General features: G+C 44.2%; 14 protein-coding genes. 2 read left to right on the forward strand and 12 right to left on the reverse strand.

Annotation, left to right across the window (positions count from 1 at the left end; translation table 11 throughout):
- Nucleotides 1-70 precede the first annotated feature (70 nt).
- From AC58UU_RS06015 to AC58UU_RS06045, 7 genes are all read right to left on the reverse strand, one after another.
- On the reverse strand, nt 71-580 hold the full coding sequence (locus tag AC58UU_RS06015; RefSeq protein WP_497313891.1) for a GyrI-like domain-containing protein: 510 nt from the start codon (nt 578-580) through the stop codon (nt 71-73).
- A 284-nt stretch (nt 581-864) separates the two neighbouring features.
- Nucleotides 865-2,271: an MATE family efflux transporter gene (locus tag AC58UU_RS06020; RefSeq protein WP_497313893.1), complete on the reverse strand. Its 1,407-nt coding sequence runs from the start codon at nt 2,269-2,271 to the stop codon at nt 865-867.
- A gap of 216 nt (nt 2,272-2,487) precedes the next feature.
- Nucleotides 2,488-4,320, reverse strand: a complete 1,833-nt coding sequence (locus AC58UU_RS06025; protein ID WP_497313895.1) for a right-handed parallel beta-helix repeat-containing protein — start codon at nt 4,318-4,320, stop codon at nt 2,488-2,490.
- On the reverse strand, nt 4,320-5,318 hold the full coding sequence (locus AC58UU_RS06030; RefSeq protein ID WP_497313897.1) for a ComEC/Rec2 family competence protein: 999 nt from the start codon (nt 5,316-5,318) through the stop codon (nt 4,320-4,322). Before AC58UU_RS06030 ends, AC58UU_RS06025 begins: the two co-directional genes overlap by 1 nt.
- A 79-nt stretch (nt 5,319-5,397) precedes the next feature.
- Nucleotides 5,398-7,026: a type 2 periplasmic-binding domain-containing protein gene (locus tag AC58UU_RS06035; RefSeq protein ID WP_497313899.1), complete on the reverse strand. Its 1,629-nt coding sequence runs from the start codon at nt 7,024-7,026 to the stop codon at nt 5,398-5,400.
- A gap of 103 nt (nt 7,027-7,129) precedes the next feature.
- The gene (locus tag AC58UU_RS06040) at nt 7,130-8,014 is read right to left on the reverse strand and encodes a carbohydrate ABC transporter permease (RefSeq protein WP_497313901.1); all 885 of its coding nucleotides are present in this window, start codon (nt 8,012-8,014) and stop codon (nt 7,130-7,132) included.
- 12 nt (nt 8,015-8,026) lie between these two features.
- The gene (locus AC58UU_RS06045; RefSeq protein WP_497314016.1) at nt 8,027-8,956 is read right to left on the reverse strand and encodes an ABC transporter permease; all 930 of its coding nucleotides are present in this window, start codon (nt 8,954-8,956) and stop codon (nt 8,027-8,029) included.
- 244 nt (nt 8,957-9,200) lie between these two features.
- Between AC58UU_RS06045 and AC58UU_RS06050 the strand changes: the two genes are divergently transcribed.
- On the forward strand, nt 9,201-11,447 hold the full coding sequence (locus AC58UU_RS06050; protein WP_497313903.1) for a helix-turn-helix domain-containing protein: 2,247 nt from the start codon (nt 9,201-9,203) through the stop codon (nt 11,445-11,447).
- Between the two features lie 102 nt (nt 11,448-11,549).
- On the forward strand, nt 11,550-12,353 hold the full coding sequence (locus AC58UU_RS06055) for a sugar phosphate isomerase/epimerase family protein (RefSeq protein WP_497313905.1): 804 nt from the start codon (nt 11,550-11,552) through the stop codon (nt 12,351-12,353).
- A gap of 141 nt (nt 12,354-12,494) precedes the next feature.
- On the opposite strand, the gene AC58UU_RS06060 is transcribed toward AC58UU_RS06055, so the two are convergent.
- The 5 genes from AC58UU_RS06060 to AC58UU_RS06080 all read right to left on the reverse strand — a co-directional run bounded on the left by AC58UU_RS06060 (nt 12,495) and on the right by AC58UU_RS06080 (nt 17,506).
- Nucleotides 12,495-14,234, reverse strand: coding sequence for an ABC transporter ATP-binding protein (locus AC58UU_RS06060; protein ID WP_497313907.1), 1,740 nt, complete (start codon nt 14,232-14,234; stop codon nt 12,495-12,497).
- Between the two features lie 264 nt (nt 14,235-14,498).
- Nucleotides 14,499-15,746, reverse strand: coding sequence for a DUF4153 domain-containing protein (locus AC58UU_RS06065; protein ID WP_497313909.1), 1,248 nt, complete (start codon nt 15,744-15,746; stop codon nt 14,499-14,501).
- 70 nt (nt 15,747-15,816) lie between these two features.
- Nucleotides 15,817-16,038 carry a helix-turn-helix domain-containing protein gene (locus tag AC58UU_RS06070; RefSeq protein ID WP_307547737.1) on the reverse strand — a complete coding sequence of 74 codons (222 nt, stop codon included), beginning with the start codon at nt 16,036-16,038 and terminating at the stop codon, nt 15,817-15,819.
- Nucleotides 16,039-16,048: 10 nt separating this feature from the next.
- On the reverse strand, nt 16,049-16,528 hold the full coding sequence (locus AC58UU_RS06075; RefSeq protein WP_497313911.1) for a DUF2975 domain-containing protein: 480 nt from the start codon (nt 16,526-16,528) through the stop codon (nt 16,049-16,051).
- Between the two features lie 411 nt (nt 16,529-16,939).
- Nucleotides 16,940-17,506, reverse strand: a complete 567-nt coding sequence (locus AC58UU_RS06080) for a polysaccharide deacetylase family protein (protein ID WP_497313913.1) — start codon at nt 17,504-17,506, stop codon at nt 16,940-16,942.
- Nucleotides 17,507-17,551: the final 45 nt, after the last annotated feature.

Consider the following 17,551-nt stretch of genomic DNA (forward strand, 5'->3'; position numbering starts at 1 on the left):
AAAAAAGCATATCTCTGCCTATGTGGCAGAGATATACTTCAGTAGCTTCAAAGGTTAAGGTGGTCTCGGTTTATTTCGTACGAATAGGGAAATACAAGTCTATCTCGGAGTTTGGATCATCCGGCTGCGTATAACGCTGATCATAAAACTCGAATTCATATTTACCAGTGCGGAAACCACCGTCGTATTCGTAAGGACTGTTCGGTAGCCAATGTCCCCAAAAATGCCCAAAGGCATCACCAATACCATCAAGAGGACCCCGATGCGTCAGCACAATATAACGCGCAGCCGGTACTTCGATGCGCGTCATGCCCTCGGGTATGTCACCGTCCTGAGAGATTTGCACAGCGGCTGTATAATTGAACGGCTCCCCGGGCGCGTTGTCAGGATTTTGCAACATGAGTCCGAAGCTTCGCCAGCCGAGCTGGCTAGGAACTTCTGGAATGCGCTTACTGAATTCGCCCCACAGCTTGGCAATGGCGTTCTCGGACGGTGGCACAGACATATCAAAATGAATCGATTCGGTAATGCCAACAACGCTGAAGGCAGGTTTTTCGATGATTTTAGTTTCGATAATCATGAGTGGTTATTCTCCTTATTTTGGTGTGGGGTTGGCACTTGCTTGTTCTTCATGGAATTTTTATCCATATAAAAATTATAGAGTACATACGTTCCCTTGTAAACGCTTTTTTATGTATCCAATACGCACAAAGTATTATCCACCATATTCCAATAAGCTCTTGAGTTAATCTGCCCGCTAGGTTAAAAGGCTACCGATCTTGTCGGTAGCCTCTTGTAAATGATATTTGTGCTTTTTTTTAAGGACATCGGTGCTTCTCAGGTTTAATGGTCTATATTCCCATATTACTTCCCGCTCGTGGGCTCTACCAGGCGGTGCCTGTACCACCGCTCCCCGCGATAACGCCACAAGAAGATCGCACCGCGCACTCCCCACTCCAATTGCATAGCCGCCCACACCCCGAACACACCGTAGTTTAGCGTGATACCAAACACATAACCGAGCACAACCCGAAACAACCACATGGTCAGCATCGAAGCGATGGAGGTGAACCGAGAATCCCCCGCTGCTCGCAACGCGCCCGGCAGCAAAAAACTGATCGACCATAGAGGGATTTGGGCTAACATATTGACCAGCATGATGAGATACAGATCATCCATGATTTCGGCTGGTGGGCGGAACAGACTAACCAGAGGCTTAAAGAACGGGATCAATATAAGCCCCGTCACCAGAAGGGAGCCAGACGCCAGCCACAGAAACGACCTCGTAAATTTGCGGGCATCCTGAATATTACCCCTCCCTATGCATTGCCCTACCACAGTGACTAGTGCTGTAGACAATGCGATGGCGGGAATTTGTAAAAGCATAGCGAGTACGGAACTGATGGCGTTAGTTGCAATCGCGTAAGTGCCTAGACTGACGATGTAGATTTGGGTTAACATTTTCCCCCCGTTAAAGAACAGCTGCTCCGCAGCGAACGGCAGCCCGATGAACATGATTTTCTTAAACATGGAAAAGTTCCAGTTCATCAATTCCTTAATGTGAATTCGCAGGCTGTCATCCATACGGAGCAGGTAGAACAATGCGCATGCCGCTGCCAAATAACGGGAAATATTCACGGCCACGCTCAAACCTAGAACTCCCATTTCCATAAAATGGACGAACAAGACGTTCAGCAATACGTAAGAAAGGTTCAGGATTAGGGACAACCCCAATGTCACTCTAGTCCTACCGATCCCCCTCAGCGCTCCGCTGACCGCTTCCTTGAACGCGATCCCGAGATAAGATAAAGCGCTTCCCACAAGGTAAGTACCGGCATAGTCAAACACCTCCGGATCCGCCGTACCAAAGAGTAACCTCAGGATTGGATGATAAAATAGGAGGACGACCAGGCTGAGCGTCACCGCAACCAGAGTCACCGCGGAAATCGAAGCCGCCGCAGCCTTGGATAACATCTTATCATTCCCGCTGCCCTTGTACTGCGCCACCACCACCGTGCCTCCTGTCGCCAAAGCGACAAAGATATTAACCAGGAAGAGATTGAGCGAATCGACCATACTTACTGCACTGATCGCCGCCACCCCCGACGAACTGATCATCGCGGTGTTCACCAAGCTTAAGCCGACGAGGAAGGCCTGGTCGATGAGGATCGGGAGAAGCAGCGATATGACCTGTCGGTAATCAATAGATTCCCCTGAAAGATATTTATTCAAAATGGCATGGCATCGAGCCTTATAACGAAACGGAATCATATTAGGTTCACTTCCCATCCGAAAACTTCCGAAGTCGCCGCAGCGGAAATCATACCAACAATATTCAACAGTTAACCCCGCTATCCTGCCCGTTCGTAGCTGAATAGCAAAAAAAGGACCCACAGCAACGGGCTGAGGGTCTAAGTTTTATATTTTAAAGGGGGTCGACTTTTATTATAAGCTTGATTCATTAATGCCACATGAAAATAAGATTGCTTATGCGGGGCTAACCATCATAACGCCATCGTTACCAATGGTCATCTTATACCGCATTCCGTTCGGACTATGTAAATACATTCCGTCAAAGTTCGTGGAACCTTGAACAGACACAGCGGCCGTCATGCCTTCGGCCATGTTGTCAGCGACCTGCACATCGCTGCAAGTAGCGGTAACGCTTATGCCATATTGGTTTTGGTTGCCGGTCAAAGCTTTAGTAATATGGTTACCTGCGACCTTCCCTTTTTTAGCTGAATTCGCAACAAGGATGCCACTTCGCGTATTGTTAGTTTCAGTTGCCGGGGAATTAATGATATTTCCAATAATTTGGAACTTCTCCATGCTTTGAATATAAATACCGGTCCTGCCGCAGCGATCGATCTGATTATGAAGTACCTGAATGTCGGCCGTGAGTCCGCGGTTTTTGTAATCTGCGTCTGGTTCTTCGGAGAATATAGCCTCCGTATTGATGTCCTGAAAGACGTTATGACTGATACTTGCTTTGGTTACGTAAGATATCCAGATTCCACGATATTGGTTGCGGAACAAGTTGCCGGTAATGCTCACATGATGCACCCATCGCAGGTTGATGCAATTCTTGCTGGACGATCCCTGCGCGAACACATTGCCCTCGATGATAACCGACTCCACTTTGGCATGTATTAAAGCCGTTTTGGGCCACCCTACGCAATAAATCGTTTCGAGCTGCGTCCCCTTAAATATATTACCGGAAATTACAATATTTTTACTGGATTGCGGTAGACCGGTTTGGTTACCAGCAGCATCTTTGGACGAATTGGTATTTCCCGCCGGATTAGACAGCATAACGCCCCTGTTGCAATTGAGGAACAAGTTGTTCGAGATAAACAGCTCAGCGAACTTGAAGCTGCGTACCCCAGCAAAAGTCATACCTTCGAAGGTATTGTCAACTACTTTGATATTCGAGTTATAAAGGTCATAAACGGCGTAATGATTACCTACACCCGCAGGCCATGCTTGTGTCCCTGGTGTGCCGCTTGCCCCGAAATAGCAGCTTCGGACAGTAATGTTGCGGCATGGGGTTCCGTCGAAGGCTCCCATTTGGCTAAAACCTTCCTGCGTATGATTGGCTAATTGAATCGCTTCCGCATAATCTCTGGAATGATCTGGCGTACTATCCCGATATCCAAGGAACCGACAATTCTCAATTACGACGTTTTCGCAAGCGTTCATATCGACACCGTGAGCGGTAACGACATCTCGCATTTCGATGTTGCGGATTATGATGTTCCTGCCTCTTGCCAGGCCAAACCCATTATAGGTATCAGGATACTGGAGGATGTTCCCTTCCCAAATACCGCCTTCTATCCATAAATCTCCATTCCCTTCGTAGCCTTGGAAGCCAGGGCCGTTATCTCCATTTACTAAAAATGAATGATCATGGCAGCGTAGAATTTTGGCATCTGCATCTAATGTCAGACGTGTATGACGGTAGATCCGCAGTGTGTCCGTGACTTTGTAGGTCCCTTTAGGAATGTGAACATGCGAGCCCGTCCCTTGAAGCGCTTGATTCAATGCGTTCTGAATTGCGGCAGTATCATCGGTTGAGCCGTCCCCGACAGCACCGTAATCACGAACATTTTTCATTGAAACTGTTTCCGTCGTAAAGATAGGATGGCTTTTCCGACCGTAGACCTCTTCAGTTACCGATGTGGCAGAAACACCGGAAGTAGATTGGAATAAGCTAGTACCGGTCGCAAGGGCCATACTTGTCAATCCCAACGAGGCAAGTAATTTTCTTCTGCTAATTTGGCGTGTTGGTTGTTCCACATGTTCCTGTTCCTGTTTTGACATCAATGATTCCTCCTTAACCAATCTTTTTCCGTCGTTACGTTCATCGTCTTACCATCGGAACGAAGCATAATATTGCCGTGCATCCCGGTGGAGTAGACCTTCGCGCCTTTTTTCTCCAAGCGCTCCAGCAGGTTCGGGCTTTGGAACAGGTTTTGACTCATGATGACGATCTGCGGGGAAACGGCCTGCAGGAATGCCTCCGACGAGGAGGTTGATTCGCTGCCGTGATGAGGAATATCCATCATGTCTGACTTCAGCTTCTCTTTCCAGGGGGAAGAGGTAAGCTCAATTTCCCGGTGCTTGTAGATATCAGCGGTAAACAAAAAAGTACGTTCACCATAAGTCATCTTAAGCACCATGGAATAATCGTTAATTTCCGGAGCAGAAAATGTCTTCACCGCTTCGGGCAACGTTCCCTTGGGTGGACTGAGCACCTCGAATCGCACATGCTCACCCAGTTGGAATACATCGCCCTCCTCAAGCGTTTTTATAGGAACTTGCTTTGCTTCAAGAGGGGCCATGGCATTGTTGTAGGCGGACGATTTGGTATACGGCAAATTCACCATATAAAAAGACTTGATTGGCTTCTCCTTCGCCACGGTGGCAAATCCCCCGATATGATCAATATGCGGGTGGGTGTTCAGTGCGATGTCTAGTGAATCAATTCCAAGCTTATTTAAATAATTCACCACTTGCGGTCCGACTTCCGGCAGTCCAGCGTCTACCAGCATCGTCTTGCCATCCGGAGAAACAATCAAAAAGCTGTCACCCATCAAATTATCTCCATCCAAATAAAAATAACGGATGGTCAGTTGTCCTTTACCAGCTTCCTTATCAAATATTTGCTCCGTTCGTACACTTGGCACTGTCTGCGGGCTCTGAATTGTCAAGGCGACTGGAGTCGCCTGGGGCTTGGTATCCGTGCAGGCTGTAAAAAGCAAGGAAATGACCGCAATGCACACTAGCTTTGCAACAGCGGTCCAGTGCTTCAAGAACATGATCTCATCCCCTTCCCATTCTGAAGGATAAGCAGGAGGGCGACTAGCGCCCTCCCTAGAATCTGCTAGCATCGCTAATTTACTTCTTGTAACGATCGTACGCTTGCTTGTAGATTTTCATATATTCACCAACACCCATTTTATCAACGGTAGAAACGTATTTATCCCACTCTGACATCGGTGCGGAACCGGAAATAAACTTCGCTTCCATCTCACTGATATAATTTTGGATATCGTTTCCAACGGTCGATCTGAACTCGGTTTCTTCCTGTGTAAAGTTGAATGCATTCCATAGCTCTTTGACTTTGTGTTGTTCCGCTTTCTTCCCTACAGCCATCGATTCTGGCAATGTCTCGGAGCCTTTGAAATATTTTTCCTGCACATAGCCTGGGTAGCTTCCTCCGAGCCAAGTAATATATTTCGCTAATGCCTGATCCATGGTCAATCCGTTCGGATTTTTCGTAATTTCTTCTACGAATTCCAGCTTGCCATCCGCAGCCTTTTTATAGGTTTGTCCTTCAATGCCCATGAAATAAAACGTTGCTCCTTCTTCGCCGTATAAATGGTCGATCCAGCGGATCGTGGCTTCAGGGTTCTTATTTTTGTCTGTGACAACAAATGATCCAGGCCATACGATAGGCACCTTAATTTGAGTAAACAATTGATCGCCGTGCGGCCCCTTTAATGCGCCAAGCCCATAATAGCCCGGCTGGCTCATCTGGGTCATCGGATTAGGATTGATCGTTGAGCCAAAGACTCCCTTCCCGCCTTTAGCGTACAAGGCAGCCGGTTTAACCGTGAAGATTTCCTTATCGATTAGGCCTTCTGCATATAGCTTGCGCACGTACTCGATGACCTCTTTGTATTTCGGATCTGTTCGGAAGAAGCGCAGTTCATTCGATTTAGAATCGACATCTACGAATTTGTGGCCCAATCCACGGTTACCGAAGTCCCATGCACCTCTTATTTGTTCAATAAGCGGATTGATGCCCTCTCCAGCGTAAGGAACTTCGTCCGCCTGACCATTCCCATTCAAATCGGTATTTTTGACTGCCTTCAAATATTGATAAAACTCCTCGGTTGTCGTTGGTTCCTTCATTTTGAGCTTCTCTAGCCATTCCTGCTTGACCCAAAGCGGGGTTCCGATGAGCATCGGAAGGAAGTCAGGACTATAAAAGGAAGGGAATGAATAGATACCGCCATCAGGCATAGTCAGCCCTTTTTTCAAGTCTGGGTATTTCTCCATCAGTTTCTTGAAGTTAGGTGCATAATTGTCAATCAGGCCGTTCAATTTGACAAAGGTCCCCTGAGCGCCATATTTCGCTAAATCTGCAGAAGATACTCTTGAGGAATAAAAAGCGTCTGGATAATCACCGCCAGCTAACACAAGGTTACGTTTTTCGTTTAAATTTTCAAAAGGAACGAGCTGGAATTTGACGTTAACATTCGTCATTTTCGCATATTCTTTCCATACGAGTGTTTCTTCAAAGTTATTGCCATTGGTAGGAGCTTTGCCCGTGAAAAAGGTCAGTGAAATTGGCTCTTTTACGATCGGCATGCCTGTTTTGTTGAAGTTGGCAACGTCCTTCGTATTGGCAGTTGGACTGGTCGAACTTTCCGCTGTACCTTTCTCTTCACTACAAGCCGACAATAGGCTTCCGGTCATGACAGCTACTATAGTTAACGATAACCAACTCTTACTTTTCATTAATTTTTCTACCTCCCTTATTTTCCTTTACATCTATGGCTAAAAGGTATTACCTTAATAGCTAAACTTATAAAGCGCAGCATGCAAGCTCTTACAAGAGCCCTTATCCTTTGATCGCACCGATCATAACGCCCTTGGCAAAATATTTTTGAAGAAATGGGTACAACAGAAATATTGGCAAATTAGCAACGATGACCAGTGCATACTTGATGGCTTCACTTTCCATTACGACATTAGCATTCGTATCGTCGCCAACTCCCAGCATCTCCTGCATTTGTCCCTGAATCAGAATTTCGCGCAAGAACAGCTGCAATGGGTATTGATCACGATCGGTCAAATAAATGAGGGCGCTGAAATAGGAATTCCAATGTCCTACACTGTAAAATAGGATCATGACCGCTATAATTGGCATCGATAGCGGCAGCACAATTTTCACAAGCGTGCCTATATTCGAACAACCATCAATCGAAGCGGCTTCTTGCATCTCTTGCGGAATACCGTTTTGAAAAAAAGTTTGCATGATTAAAATATTATAAACGGATACGGCTCCCGGAATAATAAGCGCCCACATCGAGTTCAGCATCCCCAAATCTTTGACCAATAGATAGGACGGAATCATGCCCCCGCTGAAAAACATCGTAAATACCATCAAAGCAGCAAAAAGATTACGTCCGTAAAAATCTCTTCGTGAAAGAGGAAAAGCTGCTGCGATCGACATAACCAGATTTATGGCGGTCCCGACTATGGTATAAATAATCGTGTTCGTATAACCAGTTAAAATTTCACTGTTTTGAAAAACTCTATAATATCCAATTAACGTAATTTGTTTCGGCCAAAGCCAAACCTCACCTCGCATGACCGTGTCAGGACTGCTAATGGATGCCGCCAGAACGAACACTAACGGATATAACACAACGACGCATATAAGCGCCAATAATGCATGGACGAACCAGTCGAATAATTTCTCACTGTTGAATTGCTGCTGCATCTTCCTGACCTCCTACCATAAGCTTGTGCCGTTTACTTTACGGGCCATTCGATTGACAATTACAAGTAAAGTGAAATTGACGATTGAATTGAACAGACCGACGGCTGCGGAATAACTGTATTGCCCATCGATGATCCCTTTGCGGTATACATGGGTCGAGATAATGTCAGATGAAGACATATTGAGCGAATTCTGCATCAGGTACACCTTCTCGAAGCCAACACTGAGCAAGGAACCCATATTCAGGATGAGCAAAATGATGATCGTAGGTATAATGCCTGGTAAATTGACATGCCAGATGCGCTGCCAGCGGCTCGCTCCGTCCACCCTTGCCGCTTCGTGAAGCTGTGGATCGATACCGGTTAAAGCAGCCAGATAGATGATGGAGCTCCAGCCCATTTGCTGCCATACACCCGAGCTAACATATATACTTTTAAACCACGCCGGCTCCGTCAGAAAATCGATGGGTGCTCCCCTAAACCAGGTGATCAGTCCATTCACGATTCCCGTTTGAGGCGAGAGGAAAATGAAGATCATTCCTACCATAACGACCGTGGACAAAAAGTGAGGTGCATAGGTAACGGTTTGTACGAAACGGCTAATCCTCTTAGATCGCAGCTCGTTGATTAAGAGCGCAAGCGCGATCGGTACCGGGAAGCCAATTAGTAACTGGTACACTCCGATGCCGAGCGTATTTTTGAGTAATCGCCAAAAATAGTAGCTTTCAAAAAAGCGCTCAAAGTGTTTGAAACCGACCCATTGGCTTCCCGTTATCCCCTTGGTTGCGATAAAGTCTTTGAATGCAATCTGCACACCGTACATCGGCACATACTCGAATATAATAAAGAAGGCCATGACAGGTAAAATAAGTAAGTACAAATCCCAGTTTTTTTTGATTCGCCTCACCGTTGCCGAACTTTTTTTTCGGGTACTTACATTCATTTCTGCTGTTGACATAGAAGATTGGTTCGACAAATTCTCACCCGCTTTCGTTTTTTCAATTCAGATCGTAGCATGGCTCTGAGGAAATAGGTATATACAGTTCTTATGTTCCTTGGCTAAATCATGGCCCACCCAAAATAATGATAACTACATAAAAAAAAGTATCTTATTTACAAGACCATATTCATGTAGAATAAATACAACCAAATAAAGATAGAACCTCACTTGAAAAGGAGCACTCTCATTGAAATGGCCTATCTTTAACCGACAAATGCTCGTTTTTAAAATATTCATTAGCTTTCTTGTCATTATTTTACTGTTTTCCTCATTTAACCTGCTGTCCGTCCATTTATTCGGTAAAGGCGTACAGAAAGAGATTATTCAGTACAACCGCTTGATGCTTAAGAATACCGCAGAGCGGTATCAAACTCATTTTGAGCGAATGAAGACTATACTGTTTGATCTTTATTCAGATGAATATGTGGTTGCTTTCAACCGTCAACTTCTTAGGAAGAGTCCGTTAGATATCGAGTTTTCCTCTGCGACGGAATTTATGAAGCCACTGCGGGCCCAGGCGTATAATCCGATGCTCTATCTCCATAATGTGTTGATTCATTTCAACACGCCATCGATCGTTTTTGAAAAGGAAGGCAGCGTCGAAGCGGACATGCTTTTCTCGAAATTCTACGTGAGCGAAGATTACCCGCTCTCATTCTGGGAAAATAATTTGCGTGATTCCCGCAATTACAGGCTGCACGCCGAAGAGACATTTACGGTGTCTACCCTGAATTCCGCATTAAATCTACAGCTTATTCCATTTTCGTTTCGGGTGCCGGCCTCCAATTATCAGGTGATTGCCTTGCTTGATGCCAATCTGATGCGAGAAGCCTATTATGGCGAGGAGGACAACCGGCAGTTCATGATCTTAGAGAAGGATGGATCACTTCTATACAGCACCTCTGGTCGGCTGGCGGCAACCGATATACCCAAGTTTAATGAAACTGAAGATTACATCTTATCCAGCGATTATTACTTTTTTAGAGAAACGCCTGCCGACTCTAGTCTCACCTATGTAACAGCTGTTCCTTATTCCAATATCGCGACAAGAGTCAGGACTACCACACTTACACTGATCTTGATCTCTGGCGCTGCGATCATCATCGGCCTCGTTGCTTCCGTGTTCTTCAGCCGCAAAATTAATCGACCTGTCAAAGATATGGTAACTTTGCTTTTACGCAGGGATTCGGGCAAGTTGAAAAGCACCATTCACGAGTTTGACTTGATCCATCAGAACATCCGGGATTTGATGCTGGAGAAGGAGGCTACCCTCAAGGATCTAATCGACAAACGATCTCTTCTGACTAGCTTTGGTTATATCAATAAATTGAAAGCTATTATGTCCGACATTAACGACTGGAAGGATATCGCCGAAATGAACGAACCGTTCTTCATCGTATTGTATCAGCTCCACTTTAAGATGCTATCGGTTGAGAACAGTCAGATGAAAACCGATCGTATGGCTTACTATATTCAGGAATATATTAATGTGGTCATGTCCGAAGCTGTCCCCTCCTCCCATACCTTTCAAATCGAAAATAATCAAATTTTATCTCTAATTAGAGGTAAAGATGTGGGGGAAGAGTTGGAGCAAGGACTGGGGATGTTGAAAATGATACTCGACCGGGATAAAGATTATTTTCTTGCCACTATTGCAATCAGCTCGGTTTACGAGCATTCCAGCCAGTTTAATGATGCCTATCTCGAAGTTCAGGAGATGGCTCAGCGAGCCAGGCCCGTAGATGAAAGTCAAGTCATTCGGGAACGTCGCCATGTACCGCCTCAACTGGTATTCACCGTTCAGCAAGAGCAAGAGCTGTACGCAAACCTGCAGGCAGGCAACCATGAGTTTTGTATTTCATTCTTGAATCGGATGCTCGAACAATTCGATCGAAAGGAAGCAAGCATCCAGCAGCTGAAGCAACTGGCCGCAGGAATAATAGCAAGGGTTGTGAAAATATTAGCACCCTATGGAGTCGATGCAGAATCCTCCATGCAGCAGCGCCATATGGCACTTATGAAAGAATGCTATACGTTGGACCAGTTCAAACAGTTCTATGAGCATCTTTTTCTCACATCCGCCACAATCATCTTATCCATCAAAGATGAACAAGATCCAACCATCTCGTTCATCTTGGACTATGTAGAGAATCGGTATGCGGAGGATCTGTCACTTGAACTGCTTGCAGATAAACTGAATTTATCCGTTGCCTACTTGTCGGTGTACATTAAAGAGAAAACGGGCACCAACTTCAGTGAGCACTTAAATGCTATCCGAATTCGCAAAGCGAAGGAGTTGCTTACCGAGCATACTCTTAGTGTACAGGAAATCGGGCTTCAGATCGGTTATCAGAACGTCACTTCTTTTATACGAATGTTTAAGAAAATAACCGGCATTCCGCCCGGTGAGTATCGGAAATCAAAACGAATGTAAACCATCTAAAAAATCGTCAATTGCCAGCTGACCCGTTCGGAAGTAGGATAATCTTGTTGTAGACAATCTCGTTGTCACAATCAAAGAATGGGGGGCGTTTCAATGGAGTGGACGATCAGTTATTCCGATTTGTTGTTACTAGGGAAGCCAGTGGAAGAAAATGTGGAAGCGCTGATTAGAGAAGGGGCGAAGCATATTGAGCTTCTGCTTGATGGAGGGGCGTGGAACGATATAGAAGGAACCATGGACAGAACTGTCCCCTACCTCCTGCATGCCGGCGTTTCTTATAGCGTGCATCCTCCTGCTTGGGATACGAATCTAACCAGTGAAAATAAAGCAATACGTGATGCTTCATTCGATGAATACCGCAAATCGATCTTATTTGCCCACCGTATAGGGGCCAAGCATGTCGTGATTCATCCGGGGTTTTGCTTTTCACCGGCTTTCAATAAACAAAACGCAATCGCTCAAGCTGAGGAGGCAGTAAATAGGCTATGCCGGATAGCTTCTCCTCTCGGGATTCAATTAGCTATCGAGAATGTTGGATATAACGGTCATTCGCTATTTACGGAGGATGAGTATGTGCAGTTCGTCCAGCAGCTGGAATCTGCGGCTGTCTATTTGGTAGACACTGGGCATGCCCACCTTAATGGCTGGAATATTCCAGCCTTGCTCCAGAAGGTAGCCCCTAGGCTTGGTTCCGTTCATCTTCATGATAATTTTGGGAGTTCCGACGAGCATCTTCCCATCGGAGAAGGCTCAATAGAATGGGAACCCATTTATAAGGTGCTGCGTTCAGCGCGCGATTGCCAGTTGATTCTTGAATACGCACCTGGAACGGAGCTTTCCAGACTTCGTTCTGATACAGCTCTTCTTCTAGAGCATCTAGATAGCCATGAAGAATAAGCGCTGACAAATAAGCCTCCCGATATGAGAGAGGTGTGAAGAAAAGTACTAAGCAACATAAAAATACAGCGGCAGCTTGGGACTTAAAAGTCCTAGACTGCCTCTGTTTTATTGAGCTATAGTTTCCCGTTAGTTAATCATTCACCTAAATTCAAACTGCTTGGAATACAGGTGTGCATACACGCCATCGCGTGCCAGCAACGCTTCGTGCGTACCTTGTTCCACAATACCGTCCTCTGTCAATACAATAATTCGTTCGGCATTGCGGATCGTGGAAAGTCGATGGGCAATGACAATCGTTGTACGCCCTTTTGCTAATGATTCTAGTGATTCCTTGACAATGCTCTCACTCTCGTTATCAAGTGCGCTCGTTGCCTCATCTAAAATGAGAACGGGTGGGTTCTTTAAGAATACGCGAGCGATACTTAGCCGCTGTTTTTGACCACCAGACAGTTTGACACCTCGTTGCCCAATCTCGGTGTGGTAGCCGTTCGACAAGTTCATAATAAAGCCATGGGCATTGGCGTATTTGGCGGCCGCGATAATTGCTTCTTCGCTCGCAGCTGGATTTCCGTAGCCGATATTTTCCATTACCGTTCCCGCGAAAAGGTAGATATCTTGCTGTACGATCCCGATGTTATTTCTTAATGACCTCAAATCGAGATCCCGGACGCTGATCCCATCTAGTAATACGTCCCCATTGGTTACTTCATAAAAGCGAGGGATGAGTGAGCATAATGTAGTTTTTCCCACACCAGACGGCCCCACTAACGCAACGTATTCTCCTGGTTGCACACGAAGCGACAGGTTTACCAATACATTGTCCAAATGGGCTTCATAACGGAAGGAAACTTGCTTGAACTCAATTTCTCCATGTACCTCCGGAAGGATCAAGGCATTCGGTTTGTTTTCTATCGTCGGCTTCAAATTCATGATTTCCAAAAAACGCTGGAAGCCCGTTATTCCTTCTTGCAACTGAGCGCTCATATGCGTCAGTCGTTGAATGGGTTCAATCATAAAGCTGATATACAGTAAGAAAGTTATCAAATCCGCTAAATTGAGTGTGTTGCCGACGATACTGGTACTGCCAAAGATGATCACCGTTATCGTAATCAGTTGGATAATCGTTTCGACAGCATTGAAAAAATACGCTTCTGCCTTGTACGTTTTCTTTCGGCTATCGAGGAAACGATTATTTGCCCGGTTAAACTTCTCGATTTCGACATACTCGTTGGCAAACGATTTGACTACGCGGATTCCAGATAGACTATCCTCTACTTGAGCGTTTACGTCCCCGATTCGTTCTTTGTTTCTTCTTAATGCCTTGTTCAACATCTTATTGAAATACAATGAAAAGGCACCTAAGATCGGAAAGAAACAGAATACGGCAATGGTTAAGTGTGCGTTAATCGAGAACAAAATGAAAAATGCTCCAATAAAGCGGACGAGATATTTGACGTAGTCTTCTGGACCGTGATGGTATAGCTCGGAAAGCAACAGCAGGTCGTTCGTTATTCGAGACATGAGCCGACCTGTCTTTTCCTTATCGTAAAAACTAAAGGAAAGAGTCTGCATGTGCGCGAACAGCTCGCTGCGCAAATCGCTTTCCATACGAGCGCCAACTTCATGACCTTTGTAGTCCACAAAGTAGTTCCCGATATTCTGGACCGCGACTAAGACAAGCATCAGCCCGCCAATTCCATATACGCTACTTAGCGCTGCGGATAAGTCTCCTTTCAGAACATCTTTCGTAATATGCTGAACGAGTAACGGAAACACCAATGTCACAGCAGAAACGATAAAGGCACAGGCCAATACCCTAAGAAACAACGATAAATACGGTTTGTAATAGGAAAAAAACTTTTTCACTGGAAAACGCATGGTTTTACCCCTTTTTCGTGTTATTTAAATAACACATATAAGGGCCTACACCGTTAACAATTTAAGTAAGTGTTCCACCCTTATATGTTGGTACGGTGGTGTGATTCGTTAAGTTTTCCATGTAAATTGCCTCCTTTGTTCGTTAATGCTTTCATTATAATTGACATCTTACAGGAACAGACCAGTATATTTTAGTTATATACATTTATTACTTATTTCATTTTTTGCGAAAATATTAAACTAATCTGCGGAATTTTAGCTTTTCTAATGAAAAATTAAAGGAAAAGTAAATGTAACGAAAGCTGCCCAAAGTCCGTAAACCGGCAAATACTTAGTGACGGCATCTTGGATGGCCAACGGTCCGGTTTTGTTTTGAAGAAAACGCATATAGGAGAGCATAATCCAAATGAGATTGGCCCAGATCAGTATGTTTACGCCTAAAACAGCAAGTCTGTTGGGCGTAATCCCATAAGAAGAAAGCCTGAATACGATGGCGGATAAAGCCACACTGTCAATGATAAGAGCAAGAACAATTAGGGCAAAATTTATATAATCCGAAATGTTCTTTTTCTCTTCTGTGCCGCTTTCGGTAATGGAGAATATGGTAACGGCCAATACACTAAGGAGTATGCCGTTGAAGGATAGGAGAAAATCACGGTCCAAGAATGGATTTTTTCCGACCCAAATAACTGTTATTAGATAGACCAGTAAGGTTACCAGTACAAGAGGACTAAAAATCTTGGCTATATAGGGTGCGATATTTTTTGCAAGTTTAAGATTCCTAGATACGAGGTATGTAGCCACAATTGCGAGCGCGGCAGCACCAAATGAAACGACATTTTCAAAATAGAATTCAGATATATCCATGCCGACAAATCTAAATAACTGCATGGTTAAACCTGTTAGCAGCATTCCGCTAATTGCCATGCTGGCGTAGAGTATGCAAAGTTCCCCATTAAATTTAAGATAAGCTAATCTTGTGCTGCCTCTGCCATAGTCATTTCCTGTAAATGCAAGCCCTACTACTACCCATAAGAATATGGGAAGGTGTATATAAGCCAGGATAATACTGTCTGTTTGCTCGAGTGGCAGCATATTCAGAAAAAAACCGGAGATTAGGAATGACGATGCTAGGGTGTAAAGAACCTTTTTTTTGGGGAAATTATTGCATACAAAATAGATGGCAATTAAGGGAAGTATACCAAATGCAAGATTAATAGGGGCTATAGCTTCCTGTCCGACAAAATGAAAAAGGATCCTTGTACTAATCCCGGCTAGAATTGCTAAAATGCCCATGGATAAGAAATCTTTCTGAAACAAGGAAGCTTTTTCAGTATGTACCTTCTCCTTGAAATGCAACCTTTCAAACCAAACGGCAAGAACCTGCGAATCAGGGTATTGTTCCCAGGCGTATGAGAATGACTTTTTAAAAGCTTCAGGTTCTTTTCTAAACATTCTCTCCAGCTCATGAGGGTTAGCCATATTTTCAATAATCAGATTGTTAATGTCCATGGTTATACCTCCCCTAATAATTGTCATATTAAGATCTACTTTCCTCCACAAAGTTTATTAACAAACTTTATTATGCTTGAGTGTCTTCGTCACTTCTGTATTCTAAAATATCTCCAGGCTGACATTCTAAAGCCTTACAAATCGCCTCTAATGTTGATAATCGAATCGCTTTTGCCTTCCCATTTTTCAAAATGGAAAGATTAGCCATCGTTATTCCAACCCTCTCCGAAAGTTCTGTAACGCTCATTTTCCTTTTAGCTAGCATCACGTCAATATTGATTATAATCGCCATGTTATTCACCTCAGACCGTTAGATCATTTTCAGATTTTATATCTATGGCATTTTTTAATAGCTTTTGAAGAACAGCAGCAAAGACTGCAATCACAATTGGAGCACAAGTAATGACCAATCCGAATACTACGAGACCTGGGGCGTCGTCTTCCTGCGCCATATGGAATATGAGTGGCATGCCTGCCGCATATAAGATACTGATTGTGATTGCACAGTATTTTATATTCTTTAAAGCCTTTACGGATAATTCCGAGAAAGCTTTGTTCTTGTCAATATAGCTTAAAAGTCTTAACGCCTGATACAATGCACCGAAATACGCTATCGCTGTTACATACACCCCTATTAAAACGGGATATTTCAAATAAGCCAACTCTGGATAATGTTCTGCTGCTTCATTAGCTATCCAAGGCAACCAAAATATACACAAAGCAAGAATCGGAATTCCAATAAGAAAAACAACTACCTTTAAAAAGAGTGTTTCTCGTTTCATAAAATGCACCTCACTTAGTTATTGTCAATTTGATTTTAATGCACGATTTATCGTTTTGCAATATATAATTACCGATTATAATTATATTATTGTTGTTATATAAATATCTCTTTAATTTTAGACAAAGAAAAAAAGCATTCCTCATTACCAAGAAATGCTCTATATCTTTTACTTTATAACTCGTTCCACTATCCTGCCAGTTGAATAACCGACTAAGGAATTCATTTTTAATTTATAGTGTACATACGTCAGGAATGAGATAATGTTCTTGTCAAAATCGGGAAAGGGAAAAAGTTTTTGTCAATTGCGGTGAGCGATACGTACTTGACTACGCACCTCATCGCCCCCTACTGCTGCGCAACTCTATTATTTCCGATTCGCTTTCTAGCTTTTTCCCACAGGTCTTTTATTTTAACGAAAACGAACAGTAAAAGAATTTTTAGACAGCGCTCGGAATATAAAGCCTTGCCGTCTTAGCCCCTTGATTACAGCTGGCAAGCACTCAGGAGTATTTGGATTGAAATCATGGAAAAGCACGATGATTCTGCTTTTGTTTTTGGCGCCGGTCAGAACGTTGCGGATCATAGCTTCCTTAGAGGGACGGGGGATTTTAGAGTCACCGGACTCGACATTCCAATCAAAGTACCGGTATCCTCTTCCTGTCATTACTTGGGTAACCTTGCGCATCGAGCCTTTATTCCCATACTTCTGGCTCACCGCGTTTTGGGAACCCCCGGGAAATCGAAAGATCTTCGGTTTTACATGTACGGATCGCTGCAACAGAGATTCCAACTTGCGGAAATCCTTTAGGAACGATGGTATGGAGCTGTAAATGACCGGGTAATTATGAGAAAACGTGTGGTTGCCGATGGCATGGCCTTCCCGTACGATTCTTTTATACATGCGTATTCCATCAAAAGTAGGGTTGCCGAGGACAAAAAAAGTTGCCTTTACCCGATAATCCCGCAGATGATCCAAGATCGCTTTCGTGTAGCGCGCAGGACCATCATCAAAAGTCAGATA

The organism is Paenibacillus sp. JT22N1, assembly GCF_059692155.1.